The sequence below is a fragment of the Pseudomonas sp. Bout1 genome (assembly GCF_034314165.1).
Classification (GTDB): Bacteria; Pseudomonadota; Gammaproteobacteria; order Pseudomonadales; family Pseudomonadaceae; genus Aquipseudomonas.
Window position 1 is genome coordinate 2,272,435 of record NZ_JAVIWK010000001.1, and the last position, 15,797, is coordinate 2,288,231.

Consider the following 15,797-nt stretch of genomic DNA (forward strand, 5'->3'; position numbering starts at 1 on the left):
GGGTCCGTCAGCGCAATCGATGGCACGCTTCATTCAGGCGACGGCAGCCTTCTTCGATCATCGGCAGGGAGCTGGCAAAAGACAGGCGGATATAAGGCGACATGCCGTACGCCGAACCGCTGACGGTGGCCAGGCCGTGTTCCTTAAGCAGGTACTCGGCCAGTTGCGTGTCACTGTCGATGCGCTCGCCATGTTGGGTAGTTTTACCCATCAACCCGGCGACGTTGGCGAATACGTAGAACGCGCCGTCGGGTGGGGTGAAGGTCACGCCGGGAATATCTTTCAACAGGCCCAGCATTCGTTCGCGGCGTTGCTGGTACACCTCGCGCATCCCGGCGATGGGCGCCTGGTCGCCAGCGAATGCGGCCACCGCAGCGGCCTGGCTGAGGGAGCTGGGGCACGTGGTGGTTTGCGACAGCAGCTTGGCGATGGCCGCGATCAGCCACGCCGGGCCTGCACCGAAACCCAGGCGCCAGCCGGTCATGGCGTAGCCCTTGGAGGCACCGTTAACGATCAGCGTGCGCGGCTTCAAATCCGGTGCGAGGCGGGTCAGCGACAGGTGCCGGGCATTGCCGTAGACAAAGAGTTCGTAGATTTCATCCGCCATGATCAGCACCTGGGGATGACGCCGCAGCACCTCGGCCAGGGCCAGCAGTTCGGCCTCGCTGTACACCGCGCCGCTGGGGTTGTTCGGGCTGTTGAGGATCACCCATTTGCTGCGCGGGGTGATCGCCTGTTCCAGGGCCTGAGGCGACAGTTTGAAGCCTCGCGACTCGTCGCCGGGAATGATCACTGGCGTCGCGTCATTCAGCCGCGCGATATCCGGGTACGACACCCAATACGGCGTGTGCACGATGACTTCGTTGCCGCGATTCAGGGTGGCGGCCAGGGCGTGATAAATGATGTGCTTGCCACCGCAACCGGCGATGACTTCGTCCAGCCCATAGTCCAGCTGGTTATCACGCTTGAGCTTGAGGCAAATGGCCTGGCGCAGGGCGAGGGTGCCGGTGGTGGCGGTGTAGTGGGTGTCGCCGCTGTACATCGCGGCGCTGGCGGCTTCGAGGATATGCGCCGGGGTATCGAAGTCCGGCTCGCCCACGGTGAAGTTGACGATGTCCCGGCCCTGTGCGCGCAGTTCGGCGACCAGCGCATTGGCGGCGATGCTCGGTGAGGGCGCGATGCCCAGCACCCGGTCGGATAAAAATGCAGTGCTCATGATGGTCCCCTTCAGCCGGCCAGGCCGGCCTGTTGCAAGACCTTGTCCATCCAGCTTTGGCGCACTGCACCCGTGGCGATTTCGGCTTTGACGGCCTCCTCATGGGCCGCATGTTGTGCGGCCATGCGCAGCACTTCGGCGGCGTCGGCCTGGCAGAAGGCGACCAGTCCGTCTTCATCGCCCACCAGCACATCCCCCGGGTTGATCAGCATGCCGCCGATCGACACCGGCACATTCACCTCCCCCGGGCCCGTCTTGTAAGGGCCGCAATGCACCACGCTGCGGGCGTAGCAGGGCGTGTCCTCGAAGCTCGCGACATCACGAATCGCCCCGTCAATCACAAACCCTACGCAACCACGTTGCTGGGCGTAGAGCTTGACCAGCTCGCCGATCACCGCGTTGTTGGTATCACCCTGGGCGTCCACCACCAGCACGTGGCCGGGCTCAAGCATGCTCATGGCCTTGTAGATCAGCAGGTTGTCGCCGGGGCGGGTTTTCACCGTCAGCGCGGTACCCACCAGCTTGCCGGTGCGGTTGTAGCGGTTCAGCCCACGGGCGCCGATGTGGCGGCCGAGGTTGTCGCTGATGTGCGGCGTGACTACCTGGGCAAATGCCTCAAGCACTTCTGCAGATGCCAGGGGAGGGTTGGGCAGGATGCGCGAACCGGGCAAGGACATGGGTATCTCCGATTGATCTTGTTGGGTTGTGGCTAGATCTTAGGAGTGATGAACGTGCAGTTTTAGCGATATTTTATTATCTGATAGGATCGCTTTTTCTCATGGGAGGTGGCTGATGATCACGTTCAAGCAAATCGACGCGTTGTACTGGATTGCCGAGTTGGGCAGTTTTGAGGCGGCGGCGAACAAGCTGAACATGTCGCAGTCGGCGATCTCCAAACGCATCCAGGAGTTGGAAGAAACCTTCGACGTGGAGATTTTTGACCGCAGCAAACGCAATGCGCGGTTGACGGAGAAGGGCGCCGAGTTGCTCGACTACGCCAAGGACCTGCTGGAGCGTCGTGACTACCTGCTGGAGCGGGTCAGTACCCATGAAGTGTTGGTGCGCAGGTTTCGCCTGGGGGTGACGGAGCTGACGGCGTTCACCTGGTTGCCGGCGCTGGTGGAGGCGTTGCGCGAGGCTTATCCCAAAGTGCAGATCGAGCCGTCGGTGGAGTTGAGCAGCGAGCTGTTTCGCAAGCTGGAGAGTGATGAGCTGGACCTTGTGATTGTGCCCGATGCTTACAGTGATTCGCGGTTTTTGAGTACGCCGTTGGAGAGTGTGGAAAACGCCTGGATGTGTGCGCCGGGGTTGGTCAGTGAGCCTGACCCGGTGGGGTTGGAGGTATTGGCGGGGTATACGGTGCTGACGCAGGGTTCGCACTCGGGCACGGGGCTGATTTATGAGCGCTGGTTGGCGGCGCATGCGGTGCAGATGCCGCGTAAGTTGACCAGTCATAACCTGTTGGTGCAGGTGGGTTTGACGCTGTCGGGCGTGGGGGTGAGTTATCTGCCCAAGGGGTGTTTGTCGCATTTGATCGAGCGGGGGGAGTTGCGGGCGCTGGTGACGGAGCCGGCGTTGCCCAGGGTTCGGTATGTGGCGTTGCATCGGGGGGATCGGCAGTTTGGGCTGAACCAGAATGTGGCGCAATTGGCGGTGGAGTGTTGTGATTTTTCGCGGTTGTTGTTTTGAGGGTATATCCGTTGTTTAGGTAACGGCCACCTATGGTTTCGCTCTTACAGCGAGTCACTTTGCAAAAGCGGCAAAGTAACCAAAACGCTCTGCCCCGCCTGTCGGCACCTCGCCTAGGCTCGGTGTGCCCTCACTCCGGCATTGCTCCGCGGGCCGCCGCGACGGCCCGTCCCTGGCCCGTCGCGGCTAAACCGGCGTCCTGCCGGTTTACCCGCTCCTCAATCCCTGCGTTCGGCCTCGGGCTGAATGGGGCAGTCAGATCAAGATCAAAAGCAAGAGCACGGCGGCCTGAAAGCCGACCTGAGTGTTAAAAGCCAGAGCGAAAGCAGAGCTGCTTTTCTGTAGGAGCTGGCTTGCCGGCGATGGCATCAACTGGGTGTATCTGATGCACCGAGGTGTCTGCATCGCAGGCAGGCCAGCTCCCACATTGACCGTGTCTGCTTTCGCCTTTGCCGTTGCTTTTGATCTACAACACTCAAGCCGGCCTGAAAGCCGACCTGAGTGTTAAAAGCCAGAGCGAAAGCAGAGCTGCTTTTCTGTAGGAGCTGGCTTGCCGGCGATGGCATCAACTGGGCGTATCTGATGCACCGAAGTGTTTGCATCGCAGGCAAGCCAGCTCCCACATAGACCGTGGCCGCTTTCGCCTTTGCCGTTGCTTTTGATCCACAACACTCAAGCTGGCCTGAAAGCCGACCTGAGTGTTAAAAGCCAGAGCGAAAGCAGAGCTGCGTTTCTGTAGGAGCTGGCTTGCCGGCGATGGCATCAACTGGGTGTATCTGATGCACCGAGGTGTCTGCATCGCCGGCAAGCCAGCTCCCACATTGACCGTGGCCGCTTTCGCCTTTGCCGTTGCTTTTGATCTACAACACTCAAGCTGGCCTGAAAGCCGACCTGAGTGTTAAAAGCCAGAGCGAAAGCAGAGCTGCGTTTCTGTAGGAGCTGGCTTGCCGGCGATGGCATCAACTGGGTGTATCTGATGCACCGAAGTGTTTGCATCGCAGGCAAGCCAGCTCCCACATAGACCGTGGCCGCTTTCGCCTTTGCCGTTGCTTTTGATCCACAACACTCAAGCTGGCCTGAAAGCCGACCTGAGTGTTAAAAGCCAGAGCGAAAGCAGAGCTGCTTTTCTGTAGGAGCTGGCTTTCCGGCGATGGCATCAACTGGGTGTATCTGATATCGAGGTGTCTGCATCGCCGGCAAGCCAGCTCCCACATTGACCGTGGCCGCTTTCGCCTTTGCCGTTGCTTTTGATCCACAACACTCAAGCCGGCCTGAAAGCCGACCTGAGTGTTAAAAGCCAGAGCGAAAGCAGAGCTGCTTTTCTGTAGGAGCTGGCTTGCCGGCGATGGCATCAACTGGGCGTATCTGATGCACCGAAGTGTTTGCATCGCAGGCAAGCCAGCTCCCACATTGACCGTGGCCGCTTTCGCCTTTGCCGTTGCTTTTGATCCACAACACTCAAGCTGGCCTGAAAGCCGACCTGAGTGTTAAAAGCCAGAGCGAAAGCAGAGCTGCTTTTCTGTAGGAGCTGGCTTGCCGGCGATGGCATCAACTGGGTGTATCTGATGCACCGAAGTGTTTGCATCGCAGGCAAGCCAGCTCCCACATTGACCGTGGCCGCTTTCGCCTTTGCCGTTGCTTTTGATCTACAACACTCAAGCCGGCCTGTAGGCCGCTGTGCCCTTGATCTGCTTGTGATCTTGATCTTAGGCGCCCCGTTAAACCACGCTGGCCGAACGCAGGCTTTGGAGCGTGGGTAACCCGGCAGGACGCCGGGTTAGCCGCGCTGGGCCAAGGATGGCCCATCGCGGCGGCCCACGCTCCAAAGCCGGAGTGAGGGCACACCGAGCCTAGGCGAGGTGCCGAGTGGTGGGGCAAGAGCGTTTTGCTTACTTTTGCGCTGTTCAAAAGTGAGCCGCTGTAAGAGCGGAACCAATACAAGCCATCACTCAAATAACGGATATGCCCCCAACCCCAACCCCAACCCCTCAAGCTCACCAGCGATATGTCACCGAACTGACCAACTGCCGCTCATCGCCATACCGGCAAATCGCGAACTCGCAGTAGGTGTAGCGTTTGTTGGTGACGTTGTTGGCGTTGAGCGCGACCTCCCAATGCGGGTCGATCTCGTAGCTGGCGCGGGCGTCATACAGTGTGTAGGCGGGCATCGCTGACGGAATCCCGGAGGCTTGGGTCGTGCCCTTGTAACGCGCCCCGCCACCGATGCGCAGCTGCGGCACGCCCAGTTCTGCCAGGCGGTAATCGGCCCAGAGTGCCGCCTGGTGATAGGGCGTGTCTTCGCTGCGCTGGCCGACTTCGCTGGCGATGTTGCTTTTGGTGATGCGCGCGTCGATGTAGGCGTACGAGCTGATCAGGCTGAGGTTGGGGGTGACTTCGGTCTTGGCCTCCAGCTCCAGGCCACGGGAACGCACCTCGCCGGTTTGCACCGAGTATGTTTGGGTGAGGTCGGTGGGGTCCTGGGTCAGCACGTTTTTCTGCACCAACTGGTACACGGCGGCACTCAGCAAGGTGGCGCTGCCTTCGGGCTGGTAGCGGATGCCGATTTCGTATTGCTTGCCTTCGGTGGGCACAAACGCCTGCCCGGCCTTGTCCACGCCTGCAACCGGGAAGAACGATTCGCTGTAGCTCAGGTACGGCGCCAGGCCGTTGTCAGCCTTGTACACCAGCCCCGCGCGCCAGGTGGTGGACTCGTCGCTCTGGCTGGTTTTGGCTGAGTTACGGAACAGTTCGGTGTCCTGGTCGGCCCAGTCGTGGCGGCCGCCCAACACGGCAATCCAGTGTTCGTCGAATTTGATCTGGTCCTGGAAGTACACGCCTTTTTGCAAGGTGTCGATCTGCGAGCCACGGTCGGTATTCGGTGCGCGGTTGACCACCACCGGCTGGTTGTTGATGTAGTTCGCCAGGTTCAGCGACGGCGCATTGCCCCGGAAGTTGTGGGAGTCGTAGCTGGTGTCATAGCCGTCGAAGCCCAGCAGCAAGGTGTGCTGCCAATCGCCGAACTGCCATTTGCTTTCGATGTTGGTATCGCTGGCCAAACCACGGGAGCGTTCGACGCGGTCGCTGTATTGGCGACGCAGAATCCCGGTGTTTTGCGCCGTCGTGATGAAGGCGGGCGTGGCGTTCACTTGCAGGTAGCGCCAGGTCACCTGCGACTGGTAATAGCGCAGCTTGTTGCTGATGCGGGTGTGCTCGTCGAAACGGTGCTCGAACTCATAACCCAGCGCCGACATCTCGCCGTTCATTTCGTCGTAGCCCGGGTCGCCGATAAAGTCATGGCGGCCGATCTGGAACTTGCCGTCACCGACGCCCTTGACCAACTGATAGGGCAGGGGCGCGGAGAAACCGGTCTCGGTCTTTTGGTAGAACGACAGCAGGGTCAGAGAAGTGTCGTCATCCGGGCGCCAGGTCAGGGCGGGGGCGACGTAGACCTTGTCGTTGTCGATGTGGTCGGCGCTGGTGTCGCTCTTGCGGTCCAGCAGGGTCAGGCGGTAGCTCAGGGTCTCGCTGTCGCCCAGCGGGCCGGTGAAATCGGCGGACAATTGCTTGCGCTCGTTCTGCCCGGCCTGCACGTTCACCTCGTGATACGGCGTCTGGCTCGGACGCTTGCTCACGGTATTGATCAGCCCGCCCGGCGACAGTTGGCCGTAGAGCACCGAGGCCGCGCCACGAATCACTTCGGCGCGCTCCAGGCCGTAGGGTTCCTGTACGCCGTCGTAGGAATTGTTTTGCAGGCGCAGGCCGTCGCGCAGGGAGCCGCCGGTGGCCGACTCGACGTCGAAACCACGGATGCGGAAGCGGTCCGAGGTGCGGTTGAAACTGGTGGGCTGGCTGGTGAAGCCGGGCGTCAGGTCAAGGGTTTGGGACAGGGTTTCCGATTGGCGATCGCGAATCTCGTCACTGGTGACTACCGACAGTGATTGCGGGGTTTCGATGATCGGCGTGTCGGTCTTGGTGGCGCTCAGGTTGCGGGTGGCTACATAGCCTTTGACGTGTTCGGTGGAGGCTTCTTCGGTTAGCCCGGTGACGGCAGTGGGCGCCAGTTCCAGTGCGCCGGTAGCGTTGCTGACCGGCGTTAGCACAAACCCGTTGCCACCTTGCACCGCCTGGAACCCACTGCCCTGGAGCAGCCGGGCAAAACCCTGGTTGACCGCGAACTCACCTTGCAACCCCGCGGTGCTCAGGCCGGCAACGCTGCGCGCATCAAACAGCAACGCCACGCGCGCCTGCTGGGCGAACAGGTTCAGGGCCGGGCCCAGCGCACCGGGGCCAATGGCGTAGCGCTGCACCTCGCTCTGCGCCGCCACCGGCATGCTGAAGCCTGGGCCGAGCAGCGAGAACGTGGCCAGGTTGATCGCCAGGGCAAGGGGCACGAAAGAACGCTTGGGGTGGCGCGAAACGTTGAAGTCCGGTGGCATGGAAGAGGTTCCTGTGATGAGGTGCTTTCTTCCTTGACGGGGCGATTGCAAAAAGCGGAACCCGGCGCGTGGATTTATTTTTCGCGCTCGATCTTCAACCACAGCGGGCTGAACGAGCGCACCCGCACCGGGAACGCGTCGCTGATCAATTGCAGCGCACGCCTGGGCTCATCCAGCGGCAGCACGGCCGACACCCGCAAGTCGGCCAGTTGCTCGCGGTCGAATTGCAGGTGGCCGCCGTACTGGCGGGCGAGTTCATCGAGCACTTCCGGCAGTGGCCGGTCCTGTACCACCAACTGGTGGTATTGCCAGGCGTCGTTGGTTGCCCGGGTGTCGACACGGCCCAGCCGCGTGACCGCTTGCGGGGTGATACGCGCCTGTTCACCGGCACTGACATCGACAGCCGGATGCTGGCCGGCATCCTGGGCCGCGACTTTCGATTCGAGCATGGTCAGCAGCGTGCCGGCCCCCTCACGCTTGACCGTGAAGCGGGTACCAAGGGCACGCATTTGCCCGTCTTCGGTCACCACGATAAATGGCCGCGTGGCGTCGTGGGCCACTTGCACGAGGATTTCCCCGCGCAGCAGTTTCACCTGGCGTTGTTGCGGGTTGAAGGACAGGTCCACCGCGCTGTTGCCGCTGAGGGTCAACTGCGAGCCGTCGTCCAGGTCGATGCGTTGCCATTCGGCCGGCGCGGTGCGCTGGTCTGCCAGCAAATAACTCGCAGGGTAACTGCGCAGCAACAATGCCAGGGGCAAGGCCAGCATCAGGCCCAGCACGACCCTGCCGGCCGGGGCGCGCCGACGTTTTACCAGCGCCGCATCCAGTGCGGCATGCACCGGCGCATGTTGCGGGCGCAGCGCCTGCAAGCGGCCGACGAAACCTTGCAGGCGTTCTATCGCGGCGCCATGTTGCGGGTCCTGGGCCTTCCACTGCTCGAACTGCTGGCGCTCGCGCTCGCTGAGGTTGCCGTCATGCAGGCGCATCACCCAACTGGCGGCTTGCTCGTCAAGGCTCTGTGGGGCGTCGAGCATGGGCTTAAACATCCAGTGCGTGGTGGCAGTGCACCAGGGCGTTCATCAGGTGTTTGCGCACCATGCGCTCGGAAATCCCCAGGCGGCTGGCGATTTCAGCCTGGCGCAGCCCTTCCAGGAAGTGCATCAGGAACGCCTGCCGGGCATTCAGCCCCAGGCCATCGAGCACGAACGCAATTTGCTCCAGGGCTTCGAGGGTCAGCAGGATCTGTTCCGGCGATTGCTGGCAGCTTTCCAGCATATCGATGGTCAATGCCAGTTCCCGCAGGTAGGCGTCCTCGATCTGGCGGCGGCGGGCGCGGTCGATGATCAGGTGGCGCGCCGTGGTCGTGAGGAACGCCCGGGGCTCGCGCATGCCGCCCAGGGCATCGCGGGACGCGAGGATGCGTACGAAGGTGTCATGGGACAGGTCGGCCGCGTTTTGCGGGCAACCGAGCTTTTTGCGCAGCCAGCCGAACAACCAGCCATGGTGCTCGGCGTAGAGCATATGGACGGCCTGGTTCAAGGGAAGGTCGCTGGCGGACATGGCGGGAGTGTCTGCGGATAAGAATTATTCGCAAGATTAGCGGTGTGCATGGAACGAAAGCAAGCGTGGGTCGGGAAGCGCTCTATATTTATGCGGCCTGTGCTGATAAACAGAGCAGGTGAATCCACAAGTAGATACCCGGTGTAATCAATCATGAAGCGCCATTTCGAAGACCTGCAGCTGGGCAGCATCGAGCTGTTCTGCCTGGCCGCCGAGGCCAGCAGCTTTACCGCCGCCGCCCAGGTGGCCGGGGTGACCCCGGCGGCGGTGAGCCGCAGCATCTCGCGGCTGGAGGAGCGCCTGGGTTCCCGGCTGTTTGTGCGAACCACCCGCAGCATCCGCCTGACCGATGGCGGCCGGACCTTTTTCGAGCAATGCCGCCAGGCCCTGACGCAACTGGTGGAAGCCCAGCAGGAAATGATGGGCGCGCAATCGGTGCCGTCCGGGCTGTTGCGCATCAGTATCCCGACCACCTATGGCCATCACCGTATCCTGCCGCTGCTGCCGAAGTTTCGTGCGCTGTACCCGCAAGTCACCGTGGACATCCACATCAGCAACCGCAACATCGATTTCGTCGCTGAAGGCTATGACCTGGCCATTCGCGTGCGGGCCCAACCGGACTCGACGCTGATCGCGCGGTTGCTCGAAGACGCCAGGCTGGTGGTGGTCGCGGCACCGGCGTATCTGCAACGCGCCGGCACGCCCCTGGCCCTGGAGGACTTGCCGGCCCATGAGTGCATCCAGTACGAATTGCCAAGCAACGGGCGGCGCATTGCCTGGTTGTTCCAGGCGGATGGCAAGGAGCGGGAGTTTGCCGGGGAGGCGGGGTACAGCTGTTCCGACGATGTGCTGGGTGGCGTCACCCTGGCCAAGCACGGCGCGGGGTTGTTCCAGACCTACAAATTCATTGTGGAGCAAGAGTTGGCCAACGGCAGCCTGGTGGAGGTCTTGCAACCTTACGGCGGGCGTTCGCGGCCGTTTACCTTGCTGTATCCCCACGGTCGCTACGTGCCGCATCGGGTGCGCGCGTTTGTCGACTTTCTGCTGGAGCACCGTGCCGAGTGGGCGGCGCAGTAGCGGCAGATAAATCCCAGGTCAGCATCAGTTGGCCAATCGCGTTGTCGATGGTGTTGGCATCCACGCCATCGCGAGCGAGGATCGACACGCCCTGCAAGAAACTGTCGTAGACCGTAGCCATGGCGCGGGCGTTGGTCTCGGCCGGTAACTGGCCAGCGCTGATGCCACGCTCTACGCAATGCACGATGCCCGCCCTTGTGCGTTCGCGGGAATGGGTCAGGGCATGAGTCACTTGCGTGTTCTCGGGGGAGGGCGCGCTCATCACGCCCAAGGCCACCATGCAGCCCTTGGGGTGGCCGTCTTCACACTGCATGCGCGCCGATTGGCGCAGCGCGGTCTCGATGGCCTGGCGCGGTGGCAGGCTGTCATCCCACAGGCATTCGGTGACCTGGGCGTACGTCGCCAGGTAACGCTGCACGCATTCCTGGAACAGCGCGTCCTTGGAGCCGAACGCCGCATAGAAACTCGGCGCGGAGATGCCGCCGCCCAATCCGGCTTTCAACTGGCTCAGGGACGTCGCGTCGTAACCGTGCTGCCAGAACAGGTGCATGGCCTGTTCCACGGCCTGTTCGCGGTCGAAGGTGCGGGGGCGGCCCATCTGCGCCATGTGGAAATCCTCTCGGGTGATGAGATAAATACTAGTCGATACATAAGTCGTTGACAACGCTGGATGACTCGCCCAACATTTATATCGATCGGTATTTAACTCGATATCCCTTGTTCAAGGAGTTTCCCTGTGACCCCCTCAAGTACCTTATCGGCAGGCGCCGTTCCCGACCGTTTACCCATCGGCGCCTTGCTCGCCCTGGCCATGACCGGTTTCATCTGCATCGTCACCGAAACCCTGCCGGCGGGCTTGTTGCCGCTGATCAGCGAAGGCCTGGCGATTTCGCCGTCGATGGCCGGGCAGATGGTGACCGCCTACGCCCTGGGCTCGGTGCTGGCGGTGATCCCGCTGACCATCGCCACCCGCGGCTGGCGCCGGCGCAATGTGCTGTTGCTGACCATCATCGGTTTTTTGCTGTTCAATTCAATCACGGCGTTGTCGTCCCACTACGGGCTGACACTGCTGGCGCGGTTTCTCGCCGGGATGGCGGCCGGGCTCGCATGGAGCTTGTTGGCCGGGTATGCGCGGCGCATGGTGGCGCCGCATCAACAGGGCAAGGCACTGGCGCTCGCGATGGTGGGCACACCGATCGCGTTGTCTCTCGGGGTGCCGTTGGGTACATGGCTGGGTGGGTTGGTGGGCTGGCGCACGACATTTGGCATCATGTCGGCGCTGACGTTGGTGTTGATTGCCTGGGTGTTGGTGAAGGTGCCGGATTACCCCGGCCAGTCGGCCCATCAGCGCATGCCGCTGCGCAAGGTGTTGACCACTCCGGGTGTGCGGCCGGTGCTGGCGGTGGTGATTGCGTGGATGCTTGCCCACAACATTCTCTACACGTACATCGCGCCGTTTGTGATGCCGGCGGGGTTGGTAGACCGCGTGGACCTGGTGCTATTGGTGTTTGGTGTGGCAGCGCTGGTGGGGATTTGGCTGACCGCCAAATTAGTCGAAACGGCATTGCGCACCACCGTGTTGACCAGCCTGGCGGGCTTTGCGGCGACGTGCCTGGCGTTCGGTTTTCTGGCGGACGTGCCCGGGGTGATTTATATCGGTGTGGCGGTATGGGGCTTGAGTTTTGGCGGCGCGGCGACGCTGCTGCAAACCGCATTGGCGGATGCCGCTGGAGAGGGGGCAGACGTGGCGCTGTCGCTGAATGTGGTGGCGTGGAACTGCGCGATTGCGGGCAGTGGTGTGGTGGGCGGGGTGTTGCTCGATACCTGGGGCGTGGCGTCATTCCCGTGGGCGATGCTGGTGTTGCTGGCGGTGGGTTTTGCAATGGTGTGGCGTGCGCGACTCCATGGCTTTACGCCGGGGCACAGGGCGCACGGCAAACCCGCAGCCGCCGCACACTGAGTGTGGCAGCCGGGCAGGTCAACTGCCTTTAACGAGCATGTACTGGTTGAAGTTTTTGATGTGATCGTCGAGGTTGTCCTCAAGCATCATCCGGTACTGGTCACAGAAATACTTGAGCATTGCCTCACGCGCCTGGGCCATTTCTTCGCCGGATTTAAAGCTGCGGGCGCTGACCCAGGCATTGAAGCGGGTGGTGCCGAACATCATCGAGGCGCTGACTTTGCCCAGGTCGGCGAATTCCCGGAACTGCTCGTTCGACAGCTCGATGTGCGCGTCGGCGCGATCGTAGAAGCCGTTGTCGGTGGTGTCTGGCATTGCGGTTACCTTCCTGTTCGTGAGTGCGGCGAAGGTACCGCCGCGTCCCACGGGAAGGCAACCACGTTGGCAGATTCGGGCCTCATTTATTGCGCGTCACCCGCCACACGGTGTTGGCCAGGTCATCGGCAATGATCAACGCACCCCGTGGGTCAACAGTCACACCCACCGGCCGCCCACGCGTCTTGCCGTCTTCACCACGAAAGCCCGTGGCGAAATCCAGCGGTTCACCCGCTGGCCGCCCGTCGCGGAACGGCACGAAGATTACCTTGTAGCCCACCGGGTTATCGCGGTTCCAGCTGCCGTGCTCGCCCACGAATACACCGTCGGCGAACTTCTCGCCCATGGCCGGGATAGAGAAATCGACGCCCAGTGCCGCGACGTGGGAACCCAGGCTGTAATCCGGTTTGATCGCGGCGGCGACCTTGGCCGGGTTCTGTGGTTGGGCGCGGGTGTCGACGTTCTGGCCCCAATAGCTGTAGGGCCAGCCGTAGAACTTGCCTTCGCGTACCGAGGTCAAGTAATCCGGCACCAGGTCCGGCCCCAACTCATCCCGCTCGTTCACCACTGCCCACACTTGCCCGGAGCCTGGCTGAATGGTCAGGGCGGTCGGGTTGCGCAAGCCGGTGGCGTAAGGCTTGTGGGCGCCGGTGGCAGCGTCGATCTGCCAGACCATCGCCCGGTCAATCTCGACCTCCATGCCGCGCTCGGTGATGTTGCTGTTGGAGCCGATGCCCACGTACAGCGAGCGGCCATCGGGGCTGATCGCCAGGGATTTGGTCCAGTGATGATTGATCGCGGCGGGCAGGTCGGTGACGGTAGTGGGCGGGCCGCCGGCTTTGGTCTGGCCATCCTCGTAGTCGAAGCGCACCAGTGCATCCTGGTTGGCCACGTACAGCTTGCCGTCGGCAAATGCCAACCCATACGGTGCGTTGAGGTTGTCGGCGAACACGGTTTTCAACTCATAGGTGCCGTCGCCGTCGGCATCGCGCAGCAGGGTCAGGCGGTTGCCGCCCTTGACCTTGGTGTTGCCCTCGGCCTTGATCACGCTGGCGATCACGTCCTTGGGCTTGAGTTTCGCCGCGCTGCCGCCCCGGCCTTCCGCGACGAGGATGTCGCCGTTTGGCAGCACCAGGGTCTGGCGCGGGATCCGCAGGTCGGTGGCGATGGCCGTGACGCTGTAACCCTCGGGCACCGTGGGTTTCTGCTCGCCCCAGGCCACCGGTTCGGCGATCTTCATGCTGGGCAGAAGGCTGCGCTGGGGTTCCGGCAGCTTGGGGTCTGGGCCGCGAGCTTGGGTGCTGTCGGCTTCGCCACCGCAGGCGCTCAATAACATCGCCATGCTTAAAACGGTCAGTGCGCCGGAATGCTTCATTGGCCACCTCCGGAACGCAGGCTGGTCAGCCCGACCCACGTGGTCACGCAGGCCAGCAGGGTCACAATCGCGGACAGCACCAGGCCCGACGGCATCACGGCCCACGCATCCTTCGCATGTTCGAAGGCGTTGACCAACCCCAGCGCCCAGGTCACCAGCAACAGCAGCAAGTACAGCGTGGGGCGCCCGGCCTTGCGGTCGGCGCGCACCAGGTTGACCAATGCAAACAACCCCGCCAGCCCACAGAACACCAGGGCGCCGGCGATCAGCCAGGCGGCGAAGTTGCTCCATTGAATCTGGTAGGTCTGGGTGTAGGCAATGTCACTCAGCAAGGCGCCGAGAAACAGTGGGACGGTACCGGCAAGCAAGGTCGCGTGAAGCGGGCCAGGCGTGCAGCGGTAGGTGAGGGCGGTGGTGACGGTCACGGGCGGCTCCTTATCGTTGAGCGGCCCTGATGAGGCTCATCAGGGCCGCGCTGACTGCGCTTAAGGAAGGAGCGTGATGCTTGCGCGTTAGTTCACCGGGTATTCGTTTCTAAATATGTTGCGTCAATTGATGCGTGGATGCTGCTGCACCAGGTTCTCGCGCTTGGCTTCCAGCTCGGCGATTTGCGCGTCGATGTCTTCGATCTTCTGTTCGATATTGTCTTCATGCTCCTGCAGCAGCTCTTTGGCTTCCTCCAGATCCGAAGCCGCCGGTGCCGCGCCGCGCAGGGGTTTGTTGGCGGTTTCTTTCATGGTCAGCGCAGTGAAAAGGCCCAGCACGGCGAACACCATCAGGTAGTAGGCCGGCATGTACAGGTTGTTGGTGGTTTCTACCAGCCAGGCCATGGCGGTCGGCGTCAGGCCCGCGACCAGGATCGAAATATTGAAGGCACTGGCCAACGCGCTGTAGCGAATGTGCGTAGGGAACATCGCCGGCAGGGTGGACGCCATCACGCCGATAAAGAAGTTGAGCACCACTGCAATGATCAGCAGCCCCGAGAAAATCAGCCCGAGTTTGCCGCTGTTGATCAGCATGAACGCCGGAATGGCGAGGAAGAACAGGGCGATGCTGCCGATGAGGATGAAGGGTTTACGCCCGACTTTGTCGCTGACAAAGCCAATCAGCGGCTGCACGAACAACATGCCGACCATGATCGCGATGATGATCAGCACGCCGTGGTTTTCGCTGTAGTGCAGGTTGTGCGACAGGTAGCTCGGCATGTAGGTGAGCAGCATGTAGTACGTGACGTTGGTCACCACCACCACGCCGACGCACGTCATCAGGCTGCGCCAGTGTTTGGTGGCGACTTCCTTGAACGACACTTTCGGGCCGCCCGCCAAGCCTTCGCGATCGCCTTGTTCGAGCTGTTCCACGTGCTGTTGGAAGGCCGGTGTCTCTTCCAGGGCGTGGCGCAAGTACAGCCCGATCATGCCCAACGGCAGGGCGAGGAAGAACGGCAGGCGCCAGCCCCAGGACTGGAACGCGTCTTCGCCGATCACCGCAGAAATCAGCACCACCACACCCGCGCCGAGGACGAAGCCGGCGATGGAGCCGAAGTCCAGCCAACTGCCGAGGAAGCCGCGCTTGCGGTCCGGGGCGTATTCGGCGACGAAGATCGAGGCGCCGGTGTATTCGCCGCCCACCGAGAAGCCCTGGGCCATCTTGGCCAGCAGCAACAGGATCGGTGCCCAGATGCCGATCGAGTCGTAGGAGGGGATCAGCCCGATGGCAAAGGTGCTCAGGGACATGATCACGATCGTCGCCGCCAGGACCTTCTGCCTACCGTATTTGTCGCCCAACCTGCCGAAGAACAAGCCGCCCAGCGGGCGGATCAGGAACGGCACCGAGAAGGTCGCCAGGGCAGCGATCATTTGTACGCTGGGGGACGCCTCGGGGAAAAACACCTTGCCGAGCACATAGGCGACGAAGCCATACACCCCGAAGTCGAACCACTCCATGGCGTTGCCCAGCGCAGCGGCGGTGATCGCCTTGCGCATCTTGGCGTCGTCGACAATGGTGATGTCATCCAATCCAATCGGATTGACGGTTTTCTTGCGTGATTTCATGGGAGTTACTCAGCCGCAGGTCCATTTCGATGCCACTGTTTTGGTGGCATGCGCTTATTGGGTCAGATACATGCGGACACTGAATAATTCACCAATGGCTGGTTTTTTTTGTTAACGG

Annotated in this window: 13 protein-coding genes; 3 read left to right on the top strand and 10 right to left on the bottom strand. The window is 62.0% G+C overall.

Going from position 1 to position 15,797, the window contains the following annotated elements; genetic code table 11:
• Nucleotides 1-7: 7 nt before the first annotated feature.
• Together RGV33_RS10375 and RGV33_RS10380 are read right to left on the bottom strand one after the other, a co-directional pair.
• Nucleotides 8-1,216 carry a pyridoxal phosphate-dependent aminotransferase gene (locus RGV33_RS10375; RefSeq protein WP_322144188.1) on the bottom strand — a complete coding sequence of 403 codons (1,209 nt, stop codon included), beginning with the start codon at nucleotides 1,214-1,216 and terminating at the stop codon, nucleotides 8-10.
• 11 nt (nucleotides 1,217-1,227) lie between these two features.
• On the bottom strand, nucleotides 1,228-1,893 hold the full coding sequence (locus RGV33_RS10380; protein ID WP_322144189.1) for an RraA family protein: 666 nt from the start codon (nucleotides 1,891-1,893) through the stop codon (nucleotides 1,228-1,230).
• Between the two features lie 115 nt (nucleotides 1,894-2,008).
• Here RGV33_RS10380 and RGV33_RS10385 point away from each other — a divergent pair, with 115 nt between their 5' ends.
• Nucleotides 2,009-2,905, top strand: a complete 897-nt coding sequence (locus RGV33_RS10385; protein ID WP_322144190.1) for a LysR family transcriptional regulator — start codon at nucleotides 2,009-2,011, stop codon at nucleotides 2,903-2,905.
• Between the two features lie 1,994 nt (nucleotides 2,906-4,899).
• On the opposite strand, the gene RGV33_RS10390 is transcribed toward RGV33_RS10385, so the two are convergent.
• The 3 genes from RGV33_RS10390 to RGV33_RS10400 all read right to left on the bottom strand — a co-directional run bounded on the left by RGV33_RS10390 (nucleotide 4,900) and on the right by RGV33_RS10400 (nucleotide 8,901).
• Entirely contained in the window at nucleotides 4,900-7,341 is a 2,442-nt protein-coding gene (locus RGV33_RS10390) for a TonB-dependent siderophore receptor (protein ID WP_322144191.1), read from the bottom strand.
• Between the two features lie 74 nt (nucleotides 7,342-7,415).
• Nucleotides 7,416-8,375, bottom strand: coding sequence for a FecR family protein (locus tag RGV33_RS10395; RefSeq protein ID WP_322144192.1), 960 nt, complete (start codon nucleotides 8,373-8,375; stop codon nucleotides 7,416-7,418).
• A 4-nt stretch (nucleotides 8,376-8,379) separates the two neighbouring features.
• Nucleotides 8,380-8,901, bottom strand: coding sequence for a sigma-70 family RNA polymerase sigma factor (locus RGV33_RS10400; protein WP_322144193.1), 522 nt, complete (start codon nucleotides 8,899-8,901; stop codon nucleotides 8,380-8,382).
• 153 nt (nucleotides 8,902-9,054) lie between these two features.
• Between RGV33_RS10400 and RGV33_RS10405 the strand changes: the two genes are divergently transcribed.
• Complete coding sequence (locus RGV33_RS10405) at nucleotides 9,055-9,978, top strand: LysR family transcriptional regulator (RefSeq protein ID WP_322144194.1); 924 nt, start codon at nucleotides 9,055-9,057, stop codon at nucleotides 9,976-9,978.
• On the opposite strand, the gene RGV33_RS10410 is transcribed toward RGV33_RS10405, so the two are convergent.
• Complete coding sequence (locus tag RGV33_RS10410) at nucleotides 9,881-10,585, bottom strand: TetR/AcrR family transcriptional regulator (protein WP_322144195.1); 705 nt, start codon at nucleotides 10,583-10,585, stop codon at nucleotides 9,881-9,883. The genes RGV33_RS10405 and RGV33_RS10410 overlap by 98 nt on opposite strands.
• Before the next feature lie 129 nt (nucleotides 10,586-10,714).
• Here RGV33_RS10410 and RGV33_RS10415 point away from each other — a divergent pair, with 129 nt between their 5' ends.
• Nucleotides 10,715-11,938: an MFS transporter gene (locus RGV33_RS10415; protein WP_322144196.1), complete on the top strand. Its 1,224-nt coding sequence runs from the start codon at nucleotides 10,715-10,717 to the stop codon at nucleotides 11,936-11,938.
• Nucleotides 11,939-11,956: 18 nt separating this feature from the next.
• Here RGV33_RS10415 and RGV33_RS10420 read toward each other — a convergent pair whose 3' ends face one another.
• The 4 genes from RGV33_RS10420 to proP all read right to left on the bottom strand — a co-directional run bounded on the left by RGV33_RS10420 (nucleotide 11,957) and on the right by proP (nucleotide 15,679).
• Nucleotides 11,957-12,253 (bottom strand): DUF3144 domain-containing protein, encoded by a 297-nt coding sequence (locus tag RGV33_RS10420; RefSeq protein WP_322144197.1) that lies wholly within the window; start codon nucleotides 12,251-12,253, stop codon nucleotides 11,957-11,959.
• Between the two features lie 82 nt (nucleotides 12,254-12,335).
• Nucleotides 12,336-13,628 (bottom strand): sorbosone dehydrogenase family protein, encoded by a 1,293-nt coding sequence (locus RGV33_RS10425; RefSeq protein WP_322144198.1) that lies wholly within the window; start codon nucleotides 13,626-13,628, stop codon nucleotides 12,336-12,338.
• Entirely contained in the window at nucleotides 13,625-14,053 is a 429-nt protein-coding gene (locus RGV33_RS10430) for a DUF2231 domain-containing protein (RefSeq protein WP_322144199.1), read from the bottom strand. Before RGV33_RS10430 ends, RGV33_RS10425 begins: the two co-directional genes overlap by 4 nt.
• A 123-nt stretch (nucleotides 14,054-14,176) precedes the next feature.
• The gene (gene proP / locus RGV33_RS10435) at nucleotides 14,177-15,679 is read right to left on the bottom strand and encodes a glycine betaine/L-proline transporter ProP (RefSeq protein WP_322144200.1); all 1,503 of its coding nucleotides are present in this window, start codon (nucleotides 15,677-15,679) and stop codon (nucleotides 14,177-14,179) included.
• Nucleotides 15,680-15,797 lie beyond the last annotated feature (118 nt).

Coding starts and splice junctions, on each gene's coding strand:
- RGV33_RS10390 (WP_322144191.1), bottom strand. CDS start 7,341: ATGCCACCGGACTTCAACGTTTCGCGCCACCCCAAGCGTTCTTTCGTG.
- proP (WP_322144200.1), bottom strand. CDS start 15,679: ATGAAATCACGCAAGAAAACCGTCAATCCGATTGGATTGGATGACATC.
- RGV33_RS10375 (WP_322144188.1), bottom strand. CDS start 1,216: ATGAGCACTGCATTTTTATCCGACCGGGTGCTGGGCATCGCGCCCTCA.
- RGV33_RS10405 (WP_322144194.1), top strand. CDS start 9,055: ATGAAGCGCCATTTCGAAGACCTGCAGCTGGGCAGCATCGAGCTGTTC.
- RGV33_RS10410 (WP_322144195.1), bottom strand. CDS start 10,585: ATGGCGCAGATGGGCCGCCCCCGCACCTTCGACCGCGAACAGGCCGTG.
- RGV33_RS10420 (WP_322144197.1), bottom strand. CDS start 12,253: ATGCCAGACACCACCGACAACGGCTTCTACGATCGCGCCGACGCGCAC.
- RGV33_RS10425 (WP_322144198.1), bottom strand. CDS start 13,628: ATGAAGCATTCCGGCGCACTGACCGTTTTAAGCATGGCGATGTTATTG.
- RGV33_RS10385 (WP_322144190.1), top strand. CDS start 2,009: ATGATCACGTTCAAGCAAATCGACGCGTTGTACTGGATTGCCGAGTTG.
- RGV33_RS10400 (WP_322144193.1), bottom strand. CDS start 8,901: ATGTCCGCCAGCGACCTTCCCTTGAACCAGGCCGTCCATATGCTCTAC.
- RGV33_RS10395 (WP_322144192.1), bottom strand. CDS start 8,375: ATGCTCGACGCCCCACAGAGCCTTGACGAGCAAGCCGCCAGTTGGGTG.
- RGV33_RS10380 (WP_322144189.1), bottom strand. CDS start 1,893: ATGTCCTTGCCCGGTTCGCGCATCCTGCCCAACCCTCCCCTGGCATCT.